Origin of the sequence: Spirillospora sp. CA-108201 (assembly GCF_050936235.1) — a bacterium.
In the GTDB taxonomy this organism is placed as follows: Bacteria; Actinomycetota; Actinomycetes; order Streptosporangiales; family Streptosporangiaceae; genus Spirillospora.
In genome coordinates this window covers 3,913,064-3,925,814 of sequence record NZ_JBNJNE010000001.1, presented here as the reverse complement: position 1 = coordinate 3,925,814, position 12,751 = coordinate 3,913,064, and the positions used below count along the sequence as shown (strand labels likewise).

11 protein-coding genes are annotated in these 12,751 nt (G+C 72.4%); 8 read left to right on the top strand and 3 right to left on the bottom strand.

Translation table 11 applies throughout. The features are described 5' to 3' along the window. Positions 1-58 precede the first annotated feature (58 nt). Positions 59-2,404, bottom strand: a complete 2,346-nt coding sequence (locus ACQEU6_RS19050; RefSeq protein ID WP_499333669.1) for a PA domain-containing protein — start codon at positions 2,402-2,404, stop codon at positions 59-61. 129 nt (positions 2,405-2,533) lie between these two features. Here ACQEU6_RS19050 and ACQEU6_RS19045 point away from each other — a divergent pair, with 129 nt between their 5' ends. The 7 genes from ACQEU6_RS19045 to ACQEU6_RS19015 all read left to right on the top strand — a co-directional run bounded on the left by ACQEU6_RS19045 (position 2,534) and on the right by ACQEU6_RS19015 (position 10,364). Next, positions 2,534-3,472, top strand: coding sequence for a helix-turn-helix domain-containing protein (locus ACQEU6_RS19045; RefSeq protein ID WP_499333668.1), 939 nt, complete (start codon positions 2,534-2,536; stop codon positions 3,470-3,472). A gap of 361 nt (positions 3,473-3,833) precedes the next feature. Beyond that, complete coding sequence (locus tag ACQEU6_RS19040) at positions 3,834-4,718, top strand: DMT family transporter (protein ID WP_499333667.1); 885 nt, start codon at positions 3,834-3,836, stop codon at positions 4,716-4,718. A 211-nt stretch (positions 4,719-4,929) separates the two neighbouring features. Continuing rightward, positions 4,930-6,513: an FAD-binding oxidoreductase gene (locus tag ACQEU6_RS19035; RefSeq protein WP_499333665.1), complete on the top strand. Its 1,584-nt coding sequence runs from the start codon at positions 4,930-4,932 to the stop codon at positions 6,511-6,513. A 145-nt stretch (positions 6,514-6,658) separates the two neighbouring features. After that, on the top strand, positions 6,659-7,912 hold the full coding sequence (locus ACQEU6_RS19030) for an alpha/beta hydrolase (protein WP_499333664.1): 1,254 nt from the start codon (positions 6,659-6,661) through the stop codon (positions 7,910-7,912). Positions 7,913-7,940: 28 nt separating this feature from the next. Then, positions 7,941-8,537 (top strand): hypothetical protein, encoded by a 597-nt coding sequence (locus tag ACQEU6_RS19025; protein WP_499333663.1) that lies wholly within the window; start codon positions 7,941-7,943, stop codon positions 8,535-8,537. A gap of 75 nt (positions 8,538-8,612) precedes the next feature. Then, positions 8,613-9,419 (top strand): VOC family protein, encoded by an 807-nt coding sequence (locus ACQEU6_RS19020; RefSeq protein ID WP_499333662.1) that lies wholly within the window; start codon positions 8,613-8,615, stop codon positions 9,417-9,419. A gap of 138 nt (positions 9,420-9,557) precedes the next feature. After that, on the top strand, positions 9,558-10,364 hold the full coding sequence (locus ACQEU6_RS19015; protein ID WP_499333661.1) for a VOC family protein: 807 nt from the start codon (positions 9,558-9,560) through the stop codon (positions 10,362-10,364). A gap of 16 nt (positions 10,365-10,380) precedes the next feature. Here ACQEU6_RS19015 and ACQEU6_RS19010 read toward each other — a convergent pair whose 3' ends face one another. Together ACQEU6_RS19010 and ACQEU6_RS19005 are read right to left on the bottom strand one after the other, a co-directional pair. After that, positions 10,381-11,076 (bottom strand): TetR/AcrR family transcriptional regulator, encoded by a 696-nt coding sequence (locus tag ACQEU6_RS19010; RefSeq protein WP_499333660.1) that lies wholly within the window; start codon positions 11,074-11,076, stop codon positions 10,381-10,383. Between the two features lie 175 nt (positions 11,077-11,251). Continuing rightward, positions 11,252-12,010: a DUF1932 domain-containing protein gene (locus ACQEU6_RS19005; RefSeq protein ID WP_499333658.1), complete on the bottom strand. Its 759-nt coding sequence runs from the start codon at positions 12,008-12,010 to the stop codon at positions 11,252-11,254. An 80-nt stretch (positions 12,011-12,090) separates the two neighbouring features. Between ACQEU6_RS19005 and ACQEU6_RS19000 the strand changes: the two genes are divergently transcribed. After that, positions 12,091-12,711 carry a GntR family transcriptional regulator gene (locus tag ACQEU6_RS19000; protein WP_499333657.1) on the top strand — a complete coding sequence of 207 codons (621 nt, stop codon included), beginning with the start codon at positions 12,091-12,093 and terminating at the stop codon, positions 12,709-12,711. Positions 12,712-12,751 lie beyond the last annotated feature (40 nt).

Here is a 12,751-nt window from a genome sequence, read left to right as displayed (position 1 = left end):
CCCCGCACCGTGACCCCGGCCCACCGCCGGGGTCACCGGCGCTTGGCCGCACCGGCCGTCAGTGCAGTTCGTAGGCGCGGATGGTCTCCTGGACGATGGCGCCGCCCTGCGCGTCCACGGCCTTGACCCGGAGGGACACCGTCCCGTTCCCGCGGAGGCGGGCGAGGCCGCCGCGCACCGGGACGTCCGTCCAGGTCCCGCCGTCGTCGAACGAGGTCTGGAGGGACAGGCCGCGCAGCGGCGCGGACGAGCCGTCCTGGTGGCCGACCGTCAGCCGCAGCGTCCTCGAACGGGTCCTGTTGCGCAGGTCGAGCGCCGCGTCGTAGCCGACCTGGAGCAGCGGAAGCTCCGTGACGTCGGTCGTGTGCGCGGAGCGGAACGTCCAGGACGTTCTGGTCCGCGCGGACAGCCGGGTCCCCGGGGCGTTGTCGGCGAAGTCGTACTCGACCCGGTACTCGGCGTCCTGCGGTGTCGTCGCCAGCACGCCGCTCGCCTTGTGGGCGGTCTGCGCGACGAGTTCGTCGTCCCGGTAGACGCGGAAGTCGGTCACGAAACCATTCGGGAAGGAGCTCGAATAGGCGTCGGAGAAATTCTGCGCGGCGTCCGCCATGCCGACGCGCAGACGGATCTGGTCACCGGAGCGGACGATCGGTGACTGCGCGCTGATGCCGCCGGTGAGCGGAGCCTCACCCCAACTGTGCGTGTTGCGCCGGCCCGCCGCGTAGGCCTGCCATTTCGTCTCGCCGAGCACGAAGTGGGGTTTCTCGGTGCCGGGGAAAGCGTGGTTGTAAGGCTGCTCCGGAGTGATGGCCATTGCGGACCACTGCGTTTCCGGATCGGCCGAAACGTATTCCACGCGCGTGCGCGGAGTCCCGGTGATCGGGCGGCTGTAGGCGAGGGCGAAGTCCTCCCAGGGGCGCCTGCCGTAGCGCGCGACGGTCATGGAGGCGCCGCCGTGATAGGCGTTGTCGATCCGCGCGAGATCCCGCGTGCGCGCGACATAGTCCAAGTTCTTGGAAATCTGCCCCTTTTCCGGGAACAGCAGGTCGTACTGGTAGGGGCTGTTCACGTTGCCCTTGGCCGTCACAGGTGTATGTCCCCGGAGTACAGCCAGTCCTTCCTCACGGGACAGGCGTACGGTCGGGAGCTTCAACCGCCTCCCGTAGCCGCCCGGATCGTCGTTCACGCCCGGCTCGTCGTTGTAGACGGCGACCATGCGCGCCCCCGCCTCGGCGGCCCCGGCGACCTGCTCGGCGACGGGCACGCCGTCCCTGCGCTGGACGAGCGCGAGCCGTCCCCGCAGGTCGGCGCCGGGCCGGTCGCCGTCCGCCACCCGCATGAGCGCGCTGCCGTCGAGGCGCGGGAACTGGTCCGAGGTGTCGCTGAAGTAGGCCGCCGGATAGTACTCGGGACGCAGCGACCGGCTCCCGGCCCGCATCGTGATCGCGGGCGCCTCCAGCCGCCACCGGGTGTAGGCCTCGAACGTCCCGGTGCGCACCCGCCCGGACGGCTGGAGGAACACCCGCTGCTCCAGAGCCGCGCCGTCGCCCATGTAGACGCCCTCGTCCACGGCCGGCCCGTTCGCGGGGCCGCGCGTCCACATCAGGTGGCTGATCGCTCCTGAGCCGGGCGCGGTGGCGTGCTCGGGCGTGCGGACCGTCACCTCCCGCGCCTTGCGCGCGTCGAGGACGATCTCGGTGTCCCCGGTGATCTCGATCTCGGGGTAGCCGACGAGGCTGTAGTTGAGCGGCTTGCCGGTGCCGGTGCCGGTGCCGGTGCTCGGCGCCCACGACGGCATCGTCTTCACGACGCCCATGACGGAGTACGTTCCCGGCACCAGCCGCACGCAGTTCGAGCCGCTCCAGCGCTCGTCGGTGCAGGGCGCCTCCGGGTCGCCGGGCAGCGGGCGGTGCGCGTTGCCGATCGCGGCGTCCTTCACGTTGAGGAAGCCGGCCGTGCCGAGACCCGGCCGCCCGTCCCGCGCGATGCTCCTCACCCGGACGGTGACCGGTTCGCCGGACGCCTTCGGCCTCGGTTCCGGCGCGGCGCGGCGCCGCCGCTCGTGCAGCGCCGTCACGTTGTACCGCTCCGGATCGTCGGCGAGCCGGTCGTCCGGGACGACGTACAGGTCGCCCCCGCTGCGCCGGACGGAGAACGCGGGAGAGCGCCCCGGCCCGGGCGTCACGGCGGTGCCCTCACCGCCGTTCCGCGCCCCGCCGCCGGTGTGCACCTTGTCGTCGACGTGCACCGGGTCGCCGATGTGCACCGTGTCGCCGGTGGGCAGCGTGACGTCGTAGGCTCCGGCTTCCGCCCGCAAGGCGGACGCGGGCCCGGCGTCCGCCGCCGCCGGCGCCGCGAACGCCAGCGCGCCGAGCCCCAGGGCCGCCGCGGTCCTCAACCACATGGCCATCCCTCCCCAAGAAGTGGATCTTGATTGTCGGGCCGGCCGGCGCGGCCGATCCAGGGAAGCCGCTGGCGGCTTCCGCCATGGCGGGAACCCGTCAAACGGACCGGGGACACGTAGATTTAGGACGTGTCCGATTCGCCGCTGCTGGAGGGGCTCGGGGTGACCGCCGCCGAGGAGGCGGCGTACCGCGCCCTGCTGCGGGAGGGCCCGTCCACCCTCGCCGACCTCGCGGCGCGCCACGGCGCGTCCGTCGCGGCCCTGCGCCGCCTCCTGCCGCGCCTGGAGGACCTCGGGCTCGTGACCCGCCTGGCGGGGCGCCCGCTCCGCCTCCTCGCCACCCCGCCCCACGTCGCCGTGGAGGCCCTCGTCGCCAGCCGCCAGGAGGAGATCGCCCGCAGCCGCGCCGCCATCGGCCCGCTCCTGGCCGAGGCCGCGCCGCACCCGGAGGAGCTCGTCGAGGTCGTCAGCGGCCGGACGGCCGTGTCCCGCCGCTACCTGCAACTCCTGAACGGCGCCCGCGAGGAGCTGCTCGTCCTCGTCCAGCCGCCGTTCGCGACCGACGCCGCCGTCTCCAGCGACGAGCAGGAGCGCAGCATGCGGCGGGGCATCGCGGTGCGCGGCATCTACGGCCCCGAGGCGCTCGACGAGCCGCACGCCCTGGAGCACGTTCGCCGCGCCGTCGCGTCGGGGGAGCAGGCCCGCCTCGGCGCCGTCCCCATCAAGCTCGCCGTCGCCGACCGCCGGACCGCGATGCTGCCGCTCACCTCGCAGCACGCCAGCTCGGTCGACAGCTCCCTGATCGTCCACCCGTCCGCCCTGCTGGACGCGCTGGTCTCCCTCTTCGAGGCCCTGTGGCGCTCCGCCGTCCCGCTCCCCGGCGAGGACGCCCCGGACGACGCCGTCCTCGCCCTCCTGGCCGCCGGCCTCACCGACGACGCCATCGCGCGCCGCCTCGCCATCAGCACCCGCACGGTCCAGCGCCGCGTCCGCGACCTCTGCGACCGCCTCGGCGCCCGCACCCGCTTCCAGGCCGGCGCCCTCTACACCCGCCACCTGGACCGTTGATGCGGCACGGGTCGGGTCGTGCGTCGAAGCATGTCGTGGTCCGGGTGACGTTCCGGCCGTGCGGCCGCATCCTGGATCGTGACGCGGGTCGCCCGTTGTGAGGCCATGCCCGGGTTCGCCGCCCGCTCTACAGCTTTCCTAGTTTATCGACCGGTGTAGTTGATAAATCCGCACCATCCCGCACGGTCCCTCTTGCCGGTTCGCAGAACCGGTGGTCGAGCGCTTCTGAAGCGCCTGCCACCGGTTCGCGGAACCGGTGGCTCGTCGCTCGCGGAGCGCTCGGCCTCTCACAACCTAGAGGGGCAGGACCATGTCCTTTTCACTCGACCTCCGCCGACGGCTCGTCGGCAGAGGCTTCATCGTGGCCAGCCTGCTTTCGGCAGGCATCGGCTACGCCTTCACCACCGGCTTCTCCGCGCTGGAGGTGTCGGCACCGATGCAAGCCGCCGGTGCCATCACCTTCTGCGCTCTGATGCTCGTTACAGGACGGTCGCCGTTCAGGCGATATCAGCGCCCCATGTGGTGGCTGATCGGTCGCCTCGCCAGCGGGAACGCCGTCGTCGCCGTCGTCTACCCGTACGCTGTGCAGCGCCTGACCCTGGGCACCGTCGCCGCCATGGTGGTCCTCGGCTACCTCTCGGTGGGCTTCAAGCAGATCTGGCGCATGAGGCACACCGCATGGGGACTCCAGCACATGTGCGGGCGCGTGCTCGTGCTGGGCGGGATCATCATGCTCAACTGGCCCCTCCAGGGCGAGCCCGTAGGCCTGCTCTGCGCGGTGCTCAGCGCGGCCTGCGTCTGGAACACGGTCACCGTGCTGAGGAAGATGCAGCACCGCGGACTGGAGGACCAGGGCGCCGCGATCGCCAACCTGCTGGCGACACCGGTGCTGTTCGCGGCGGTGTTCGTGCTGCGGGGCGGTGCGTGGGTGTCCTGGGAGCTGTTCTCCATGGGCGGGCTGGCGGGTCTGCTCACGCTGACGCTGCCGGTCATCCTCACCAACGCCGCGCTCCGCCGTATCTCGGAGCTCGACGTGGGAGTCATGCAGTCGCTCTCGACGCCCGTCCACGCCATGGTGGCGCTGGTCGGCACCGCGTTGGGGTGGCTCGCCTCCGACCAGCGGCTCACCCTCTTTCCCGGGTGGACCGCCATCCTCCTGATCGCCGGCGCGGCCATCGGAGTCTCCTCGCTGAAGGAGCCTTCCGGTGGCGCGGTCCGCGTCAGGGCGCAACCCAGCGGCAGCTGACCTGCCGCTGACCCGCAACGGCGGAGAGGACCACCCTTTCCGCCGTTGCACCTCCGCCGCCGCATCCGGGTACGACGTGTGGTCGTGTGGGGCCCACGGCGCGAAGACCCGACCTCAATGCTAACTGTTCGTTACTGATCGACTACTTGGTGACATGATGGGGAAGGTGTCCCCGCATCCCTTATCCGAGGTGCGTGGAGGCGATGCCCCGATGAGCGAGATCCCGGCCCTCTCCGGCGCGACCGCCCCGTCCGGCACCACCGGGCTGCCGAGCACGATCGTCCGGCCCGGCGACAGGCGGTATCCGGCGCTCAGCCGCGGGTTCAACCAGCGGTGGATCGGGGAGCCGGAGTACGTGCGGCTGGTGCGGTCGCCGGGGGAGGCGCGGGAGGCGCTCGCCGAGGCGGTGCGCGAGCGGCCCGCCGACCCGCGGCGGACGCGGATCACGGTCAAGGCCGGAGGGCACTGCTACGAGGACTTCGTCTGCGGCCCCGACGTGCGGGTCATCCTGGACGTGAGCCCCATGTGCGGGGTGTTCTACGACGCCGGGATGCAGGCGTACCGCGTGGAGGCCGGGGCGACGAACTGGCACGTCTACAGCCACCTGTACCCGGTGAGCGGCAAGGCGCTGCCCGGTGGGTCGTGCTACTCGGTCGGGCTCGGCGGGCACATCCCGGCGGGCGGGTTCGGGATGCTGTCGCGGCAGCACGGCCTCACCGTCGACTACCTCTACGCGGTGGAGGCGGCCGTGGTGGACGAGCACCGGAACGTCGAGCTGGTCGTGGCCCGGCGCGACGACGGCGACCGGTGGCTCCGCGACCTGCTGTGGGCCCACACCGGGGGAGGCGGCGGGAACTTCGGCATGGTCACCCGGTTCTGGTTCCGGGGTCTCCCGCAGCCGCCGAAGCAGGTGCTGCTGACGGCGCTCGCGTGGGACTGGAAGGACTTCGCCAAGCAGGAGTTCGCCGCTCTGCTGGGGGCGTTCGGGGAGTACTTCCGCGACCACCAGGATCCCTCCACGGCGGCCGGGAAGCTCTTCGCGATGCTGAAGCTCAACCACGTCGGCAACGGCCAGATCGGGCTGCTGGCCCAGGTGGACGTCGACGACCCCGACGGGACGCGCGCGATGACCGACTTCGTCGTCGCCCTCGACGGGCGGATCGGCCCGCCGGCGAGGCCGATGCGCACGATGATGGGCGAGCACTTCGTGCACCTGGAGATCCCGCGCGTGATGCCGTGGCTGACCGCCACGCAGGCGCTGAACGCCGGCGGTGAGAACCGCTGCGGAAAGTACAAGTCCGCCTATCTGCGCAGACCGTTCACCGGTCGGCAGATCGATGCGATGTGGGCCTATCTCGGCAAGGAGAAGTACACCGATTACGTGAACAAGCAGGCGCTCATCCAGGTCGACTCGTACGGCAGCGCCATCAACCGGCCGCTCCGCAAGACGGCGGCGCGGCAGCGCGATTCCATTATGAAACTGCAGTACCAGGTGTACTGGACGCAAAATGACGCCTATGAGGGCACGCATATCGCGTGGATCCGCGACATCTACAAGGCGACGTTCGCCGAGACCGGCGGCGTCCCCGTGGCGGACGGCGAGACCACGGACGGCTGCTACATCGGCTATCCCGACGCGGATCTGAACGACGGGCGCTGGAACGGGTCGTCCCAGACGTGGGAGACGCTCTACTACAAGGACGCTTACGCGAAACTCCAGGAGGTCAAACGGCGCTGGGATCCGGGAAACGTGTTCCGGCACGCCCAGTCCATCCGGCCCGGTGAGCCGGAGTAGCGGCAAGCGTCCGGTGGCGCAGCGTCACGGATCATCTCGCCTTTATTGCATTCGCTGCCAATACTTGCGGCTGTGACGGCCGGGACAGTAGTTTCGTCGGCGAGCGGAGCGTCGGGCCGGGCATGGCCCGAGCGGCTGGGGAGTCATGAAGAAGCGTACCGACAGGAAGATCGCCATCGCGGGCACCGCGGCGGCGGCCGTGCTGCTGCCCACCGTCATGGTCGGCCTCGCGCAGGCCGGCGTGGGGGTGCCGAAGGGCAAGTCGGAGGCCAGCGGGAACTCCAAGCCGATCCCCTCCTTCGGCCCCGCGACGCAGCCGTCGGTCCCCGGCGGCGGGTCCGCCTCCCCGACGAAGACGCCGGGCGCGGCGAAGCTGCCCAGCGTCCCGCTGAACAGCAACCCCTTCCGCACCGGCGGAGGGTCGCCGAGCCCGACCGACCCCGACGGCAACACCGGCAACCGCGGCAAGAAGCCGCAGATGCCGCCCGGCGCCGGGTCGGGCAAGTACGCCAAGGCCCCCGACGGGGCCGCCATCACGGGCGTCAAGAAGATCAGTTCGCGGATCTTCGACGTCACGATCGCCTCGCCGGCGCTGGGCGCCGCGGTGAAGGCCCGCGTGATGGTCCCCAAGGGCTGGAAGGCCGGCGCCACCAGGTCGTGGCCGGTCGTGTACGCCTACCACGGCGGCAACAACAACTACCGGTCCTGGACCAAGGACTCCGACATCGAGGGCGTCATCGGCGCCTACGACGCGATGGTCGTGATGCCCGAGGGCGGCTGGAACGGGTCCTACACCAACTGGTTCAACGGCGGGAAGGGCGGCATCCCCGAGTGGGAGACGTTCCACATCGGCGAGGTCATCCCGCTGATGGAGCGCAACTTCCACGCCGGGTCGATGCGCGCCGCGATCGGCCTGTCGTCCGGAGGCCAGGGCGCCATCACCTACGCCGAGCGGCATCGCATGTTCAGGTACGCCGCCTCCTACAGCGGCGCCCTCAACATCACCGCGCCCGGCATGCCGGTCATCCTGACGGCCATGAACCGCGACGCGGGCACCGCCATCTGGGGCGACCCGATCACCGCGCGGGCGAACTGGCGGGCGCACGACGCGACCGTCATGCTGTCCAAGCTGAAGGGCGTCGGCGTCTACGTCTCGTCCGGCAACGGGCAGCCCGGCCCGTACGACAAGGCCGACACCCCGCCCCACGACGCGGGACGCATCGGCGAGCAGCTGGCCGGCACGATGAACGAGAACTTCGTCGCCGCCGCGAAGAAGGCGGGCGTGCCGGTCACCTCCCACCTGTACGGGCCCGGCATGCACAACTGGAAGTACTGGCGCATCGAGCTGGCCCGCAGCTGGCCCCTCATCGCCAAGTCCATCGGCGCCCGCAAGTCCTGACCGCCCGATCGGCCCGGGGAGCGGCGCGGTGAAGGGGTTCGCCCGGCGCGAGTTCCAGCTCGTGCTGCTGCGGCGCATGGCCGACTACCAGCCGGGCCTCGTCGAGGACGCGATGCGCTCGCTCGGCGCGTCGCGCACGGAGATGCGCGAGGTCAACGCCCGGTGGCAGCGCATTCTGCGGTCCCGGACGTTCCCGCGCGGCCGCCGCCGCCACGAGACCGTCCTCGGTCCGCCGGCCGGGGCCGAGGAGCGCCCGATCGGCGACGTCTCCTGCGAGGTGGCGTGGTGGCCGCCGTTCGCCCTGTGGCCCGGCCTGCGCTTCGAGATCATGATGGGCCCGGACGGCGCGGTGCTGCAGGAGTGGCTCGTCCGCGCCGACGGCGTTCCCGTGCCGCCGCTGGAGACCGTGGACGACCTGGCCCCCTGGTCCTGCGTCGTCGGAGATCTGGACGCGCGCTTCGGCGCGGTGGCGCACCAGGACGGCGAGGTCCCGAGCCGCTGGCACGCGACGCTCGCGGCCCCGGACGGCGCCGGGTTCGTCGCGCACTTCGTCTGGGGGCTCCTCCAGACCGTCGAGAGCATCGGGGATCTCCCAGCCTCAGGCGGGCCGCCGCCATTGGGGTGATCTTGGGGTTCCAGGTCCCCAGAGATTGCGCATCCGTCCATAACCTGGGGATATACGAGCTTCGAAGGGTCGGCGATGCCCGAGGTAACTGCATACGCCCCCGGACTTCCCACCTGGGTCGAACTGGTGAGCCCGGACGTGCAAGCCTCCCAGCGTTTCTACTGCGCTCTTTTCGGCTGGTACGTCTACACGCTGGCCGGCGACCTCAACGACTACTCCATCTTCACCCTGGGCGACGTCCAGGGCCCGGAGGTCGCCGGCATGCAGCCGCTGGCGGACACCTCGATGGAGCCGACGTGGACGTGCTACTTCCGGACCGGCGACATCCGGGCCACGCTCGACACCGTGCGCGCGATGGGCGGGCAGGAGCTGAGCGAGCCCACCGCCCTCGCCAACCTCGGGCAGATGGCCCACTGCGCCGACCCCGAGGGCGCCGACTTCGCCCTGTGGACCCCCAAGGACTTCGAGGGCGCGGGCGTCGTGGACGAGCCGTCCGCGATGTGCTGGGTGGAGCTCGCCGCCCACGACGTCGAGGGCGCCCGCCGCTTCTACGGGGAGGTCTTCGGCTGGACGGCCGTCGACCGCTCCTACCTCGCGCCCGACTACACCAACTGGAAGGTCGGCGAGTGGTCCGTGGCGGGGCTGGTCCCGCTGGGGGAGTGGTGGCCGGCCCACTTCGAGCCCCACTGGATCCCCTACTTCTGGGTCGCCGACTGCGACGACGCCGCCGCGCGCGCGGCCGAGCTGGGGGCGGTCACCCACGTCCCGCCGACCGACATCAAGCCCGGCCGCTTCGCCGTCATGACCGATCCGTGCGGGGCGCGCCTGGCCGTCCTCACCCCGGCCGCCGGTTCGCGGCTCACCTTCCGCCCGCACCACTGACCGAGCCCATGCCGCTGACCACCGCCGGAGACGCGAGCATTGTGGTGATCTTGGGATTCGCGTCATCGGAAATTGCGCGGGCGTCCGTAGCCTGGAGGAATGCGCGCCGTCGAGGCGCGGGAAGCCGGAGGTGACCCGATGCCCGAGGTGACCGCGTTCGCCCCCGGCCACCCGTCGTGGGCCGAGCTCGCGAGCCCGGACCCGGAGAGGTCCAAGCGGTTCTACCGCGGCCTGTTCGGCTGGAACTCCTACACCCTGACCGTGGGGGACCTCGGCGACTACGAGATCTTCACCCTGGGCGACGTCCAGGGGCCCGAGGTCGCCGGCATGCAGGCGCTCGCCGACGACTCCGCGACCGCGTCCTGGACGTGCTACTTCCGGTCCGACGACCTCCCGGCCACGCTCGCCGCCGTGCGCGACGCGGGGGGCATGGAGACGGTGGAGCCCACCGACATCGCCGATCTGGGGTGGATGGCGCTGTGCTCCGACCTGGAGGGCGCCGACTTCGCGCTCTGGTACCCCCGCAACCTCAAGGGCGCGGGCGTCGTGGACGAGCCGTCCTCGATGATCTGGGTGGAGCTGGCCGCCCGCGACATCGAGGCCGCCCGCCGCTTCTACGGGGAGGTCTTCGGCTGGAGGGCCGTCGACCGCGACTACTACGACACCGTCTACACCCACTGGAAGGTCGGCGACCGCGCGGTGGCCGGCATGGTCTCCATGGACGAGCTCTGGCCGTCCGGTCACCTCTCGCACTGGACGCCGTTCTTCTGGGTGTCCGACTGCGACGCCTCCACCGCCCGCGCCTCCGACCTCGGCGCCCGCGTCCGCATCCCCCCGACCGACATCAAGCCCTGCCGGTTCTCCATCGTCACCGACCCGGCCGGCGCCCGCCTGGGCCTGGTCACCCCGACGACGGACGTCCAGGCCGAGCGCGAACGCCCCTGACGGCCCGCCCGGCCGGTCAGCGGCCGAGGGGCCCGGGGCCGAGGGAGGCGGATCCGGGCGCGGGCAGGCCGTCCCTGGAGTGCAGGCGGCCGAGGAGCATCAGGACGAGCTCGTCGATGACCTCGTCGAGGGTGGCGTCGACCCAGCCGGCGCTCCAGTCGTGCAGGAGGCTGTTGATGCTGCCGATGAAGGCCGTCGCGGCGATCCGGTAGTCGCGGCCGGGGATCTCGCCGCGCTCGGCCGCGGCGGCGGCCTCGGCGCAGATGAACTCGACCCAGCGGGCGCGGCGGGTGAGGCGCTGGCGGTCCAGCCGGGGGCCGACGCCGATGATCTCGACGAAGGCGATCCGGATGCGGGCCCGGTCGGCGGTGACGCCGGCGGCGTAGGCGCGGAACAGGTGGGCGGTGCGCTCGGCGAGGCCGAGGCCCGCGACGGACGGCAGCGCGGCCACGACGTCCCGCTCGGCCGCGTCGTTGACCTCCAGGTGCAGTTCGGCGAGGAGGTCCTCCAGCGTGCTGAACTCCTCGTAGAACTGGCGGGTGGACAGCCCGGCGGTCTCGCTGAGCGCCGCGACCGTGGTGCCGCGGTAGCCGGGGCCGCGGCCGAACATCTCCAGGCCGGCGTCGAGGAACCGGCGGCGCCGCTCGGCCCTCCGCTCGGCCGCGGACCGGCCGCCGTACCTGCCGGTCGGTGTCGCGCGCCTGCCCGTCACGTGGCTCCCTCCGTCCGTCCGGACGGCATTTTCCCGCAAACCGGTCTTGTGTCGCACATCACCCCGCCGTGGTCTCGCTCACCGGGACCGCCCGCGCAGCCGCTGCGGCTGAGCCGCCGGCTGCTCGACGACCTGCGCGGGCGCCGCCGTAGACCGTTGATGGGGGTGGGCGCGGTCACGTGGACAGCCGCCTCAGCAGGTCGCGGCTCGCGGCCGCCATCGCCGGCGGGACGTCCAGCTCGTCCAGCATGGCCGCCGCGGCCTCCATCTCGGCGGCGCGGCGGGCCGCGTGCCGGTACGTCCCGGCGACGAGCCGGTCCACGGTGTGCTCCCCGGCCGCCGCCAGCTCCGTGACGATGTTCTCGCGCAGCCAGTCCTCGCAGCCGGCCGCCCGCGCCGCCTCCAGCGCCTCGACCACCGACCCGGCCAGCCCCTTGAAGAACACGCTGCGCAGCAGCTTGCGCCCGGCCGCCGCGCCCGCCTCCGCGTCCATCACCTCGATCCCGGCGCCGAAGGGGGCGAGGAGGGCGGCGACGTCCCCGGCGCCCCGCGCGCAGGCCAGCATGGGCGTGCGCAGCCCGCGCCCCGGCACCGGCGCCATGATCGCCACGTCGGCGAACCGGACGCCGCCCCGCCGCGCGAGCGCGTCCAGCTCGCGCTTCAATCCGGGCGACCCGGTGTTCAGGTCGGCCCACACGGCGTCCCGAGCGGCGCCCATCCCCGCCCTGAGCGCCGCGACCGCGTCGTGCGCGCTGTTGACGCTCAGCACGAGGTCGGCGCCGGCGGCGGCGCCGGCCTCGTCCTGCGCCGCGGCGATCCCGCCGGACGCCGCGACCGCCGGGTCGTAGCCGCGCACCACCGCCCCCGCCGCCACGAGGTCGCGCGCGATCGCGCCGCCCGCCTCGCCGAGCCCCAGTACGGCGATCACCGTCATGCGTCCTCCTCAGCGGCGGGCCGGTCCCGCGAACCGCTACCCTAGATCGCACCAAAATTGGCGACAATCCCGGAGACTCCGTGAGCGACGTGACGGCCGCGATCCGCGAGGCGATCCTCGGCGGCGAGTTCGTGCCGAACCAGCGGCTGGTCGAGGCCGACCTGTCGGAGCAGTTCGCGGCGAGCCGCGCCGGGGTCCGCGCGGCGCTCGCCGAACTCGCCAACGAGGGCCTGATCGAGCGCGTTCAGAACCGGGGCGCCCGCGTGCGCGCCGTCTCCCTGGCGGAGGCCGTCGAGATCTCCGAGGTCCGGATGGCGGTCGAGGGGCTGTGCGCGGCGAAGGCCGCCGAGCGGGCCGCCCCCGGCGAGGTCTCCGAGCTGCGGGCGGTCGGCGAGGAGATGCGCGCCGCCGTCGCGTCCGGCGACGTGCTCGGCTACTCCCGGCTGAACGAGCGCCTCCACCGCCGCGTCCGCGAGATCAGCGGGCAGCGGACCGCCTCGGGCGTCCTCGAACGCCTGCGCGCCCAGAGCGTCCGGCACCAGTTCAAGCTGGCCATGCACCCGGGCCGCCCCCAGGTGTCCCTCCCGCAGCACCTCGCCATCATCGACGCGATCGCCGCCCGCGACCCGGACGCCGCCGAGCGGGCGGCCCGCGCGCACCTGCGCAGCGTCATCGAGGCCCTCGGCGAGATCGCCTCCTAGCCGGAAAACCCTTCGCGCGGGTCCTCCTCCAGCCGTTACG

Bases quoted from the DNA above. Each gene is read 5' to 3' on its own strand.
- ACQEU6_RS19005 (WP_499333658.1), bottom strand. From the start codon at position 12,010: ATGACGGTGATCGCCGTACTGGGGCTCGGCGAGGCGGGCGGCGCGATC.
- ACQEU6_RS19020 (WP_499333662.1), top strand. From the start codon at position 8,613: ATGCCCGAGGTAACTGCATACGCCCCCGGACTTCCCACCTGGGTCGAA.
- ACQEU6_RS19035 (WP_499333665.1), top strand. From the start codon at position 4,930: ATGAGCGAGATCCCGGCCCTCTCCGGCGCGACCGCCCCGTCCGGCACC.
- ACQEU6_RS19050 (WP_499333669.1), bottom strand. From the start codon at position 2,404: ATGTGGTTGAGGACCGCGGCGGCCCTGGGGCTCGGCGCGCTGGCGTTC.
- ACQEU6_RS19030 (WP_499333664.1), top strand. From the start codon at position 6,659: ATGAAGAAGCGTACCGACAGGAAGATCGCCATCGCGGGCACCGCGGCG.
- ACQEU6_RS19015 (WP_499333661.1), top strand. From the start codon at position 9,558: ATGCCCGAGGTGACCGCGTTCGCCCCCGGCCACCCGTCGTGGGCCGAG.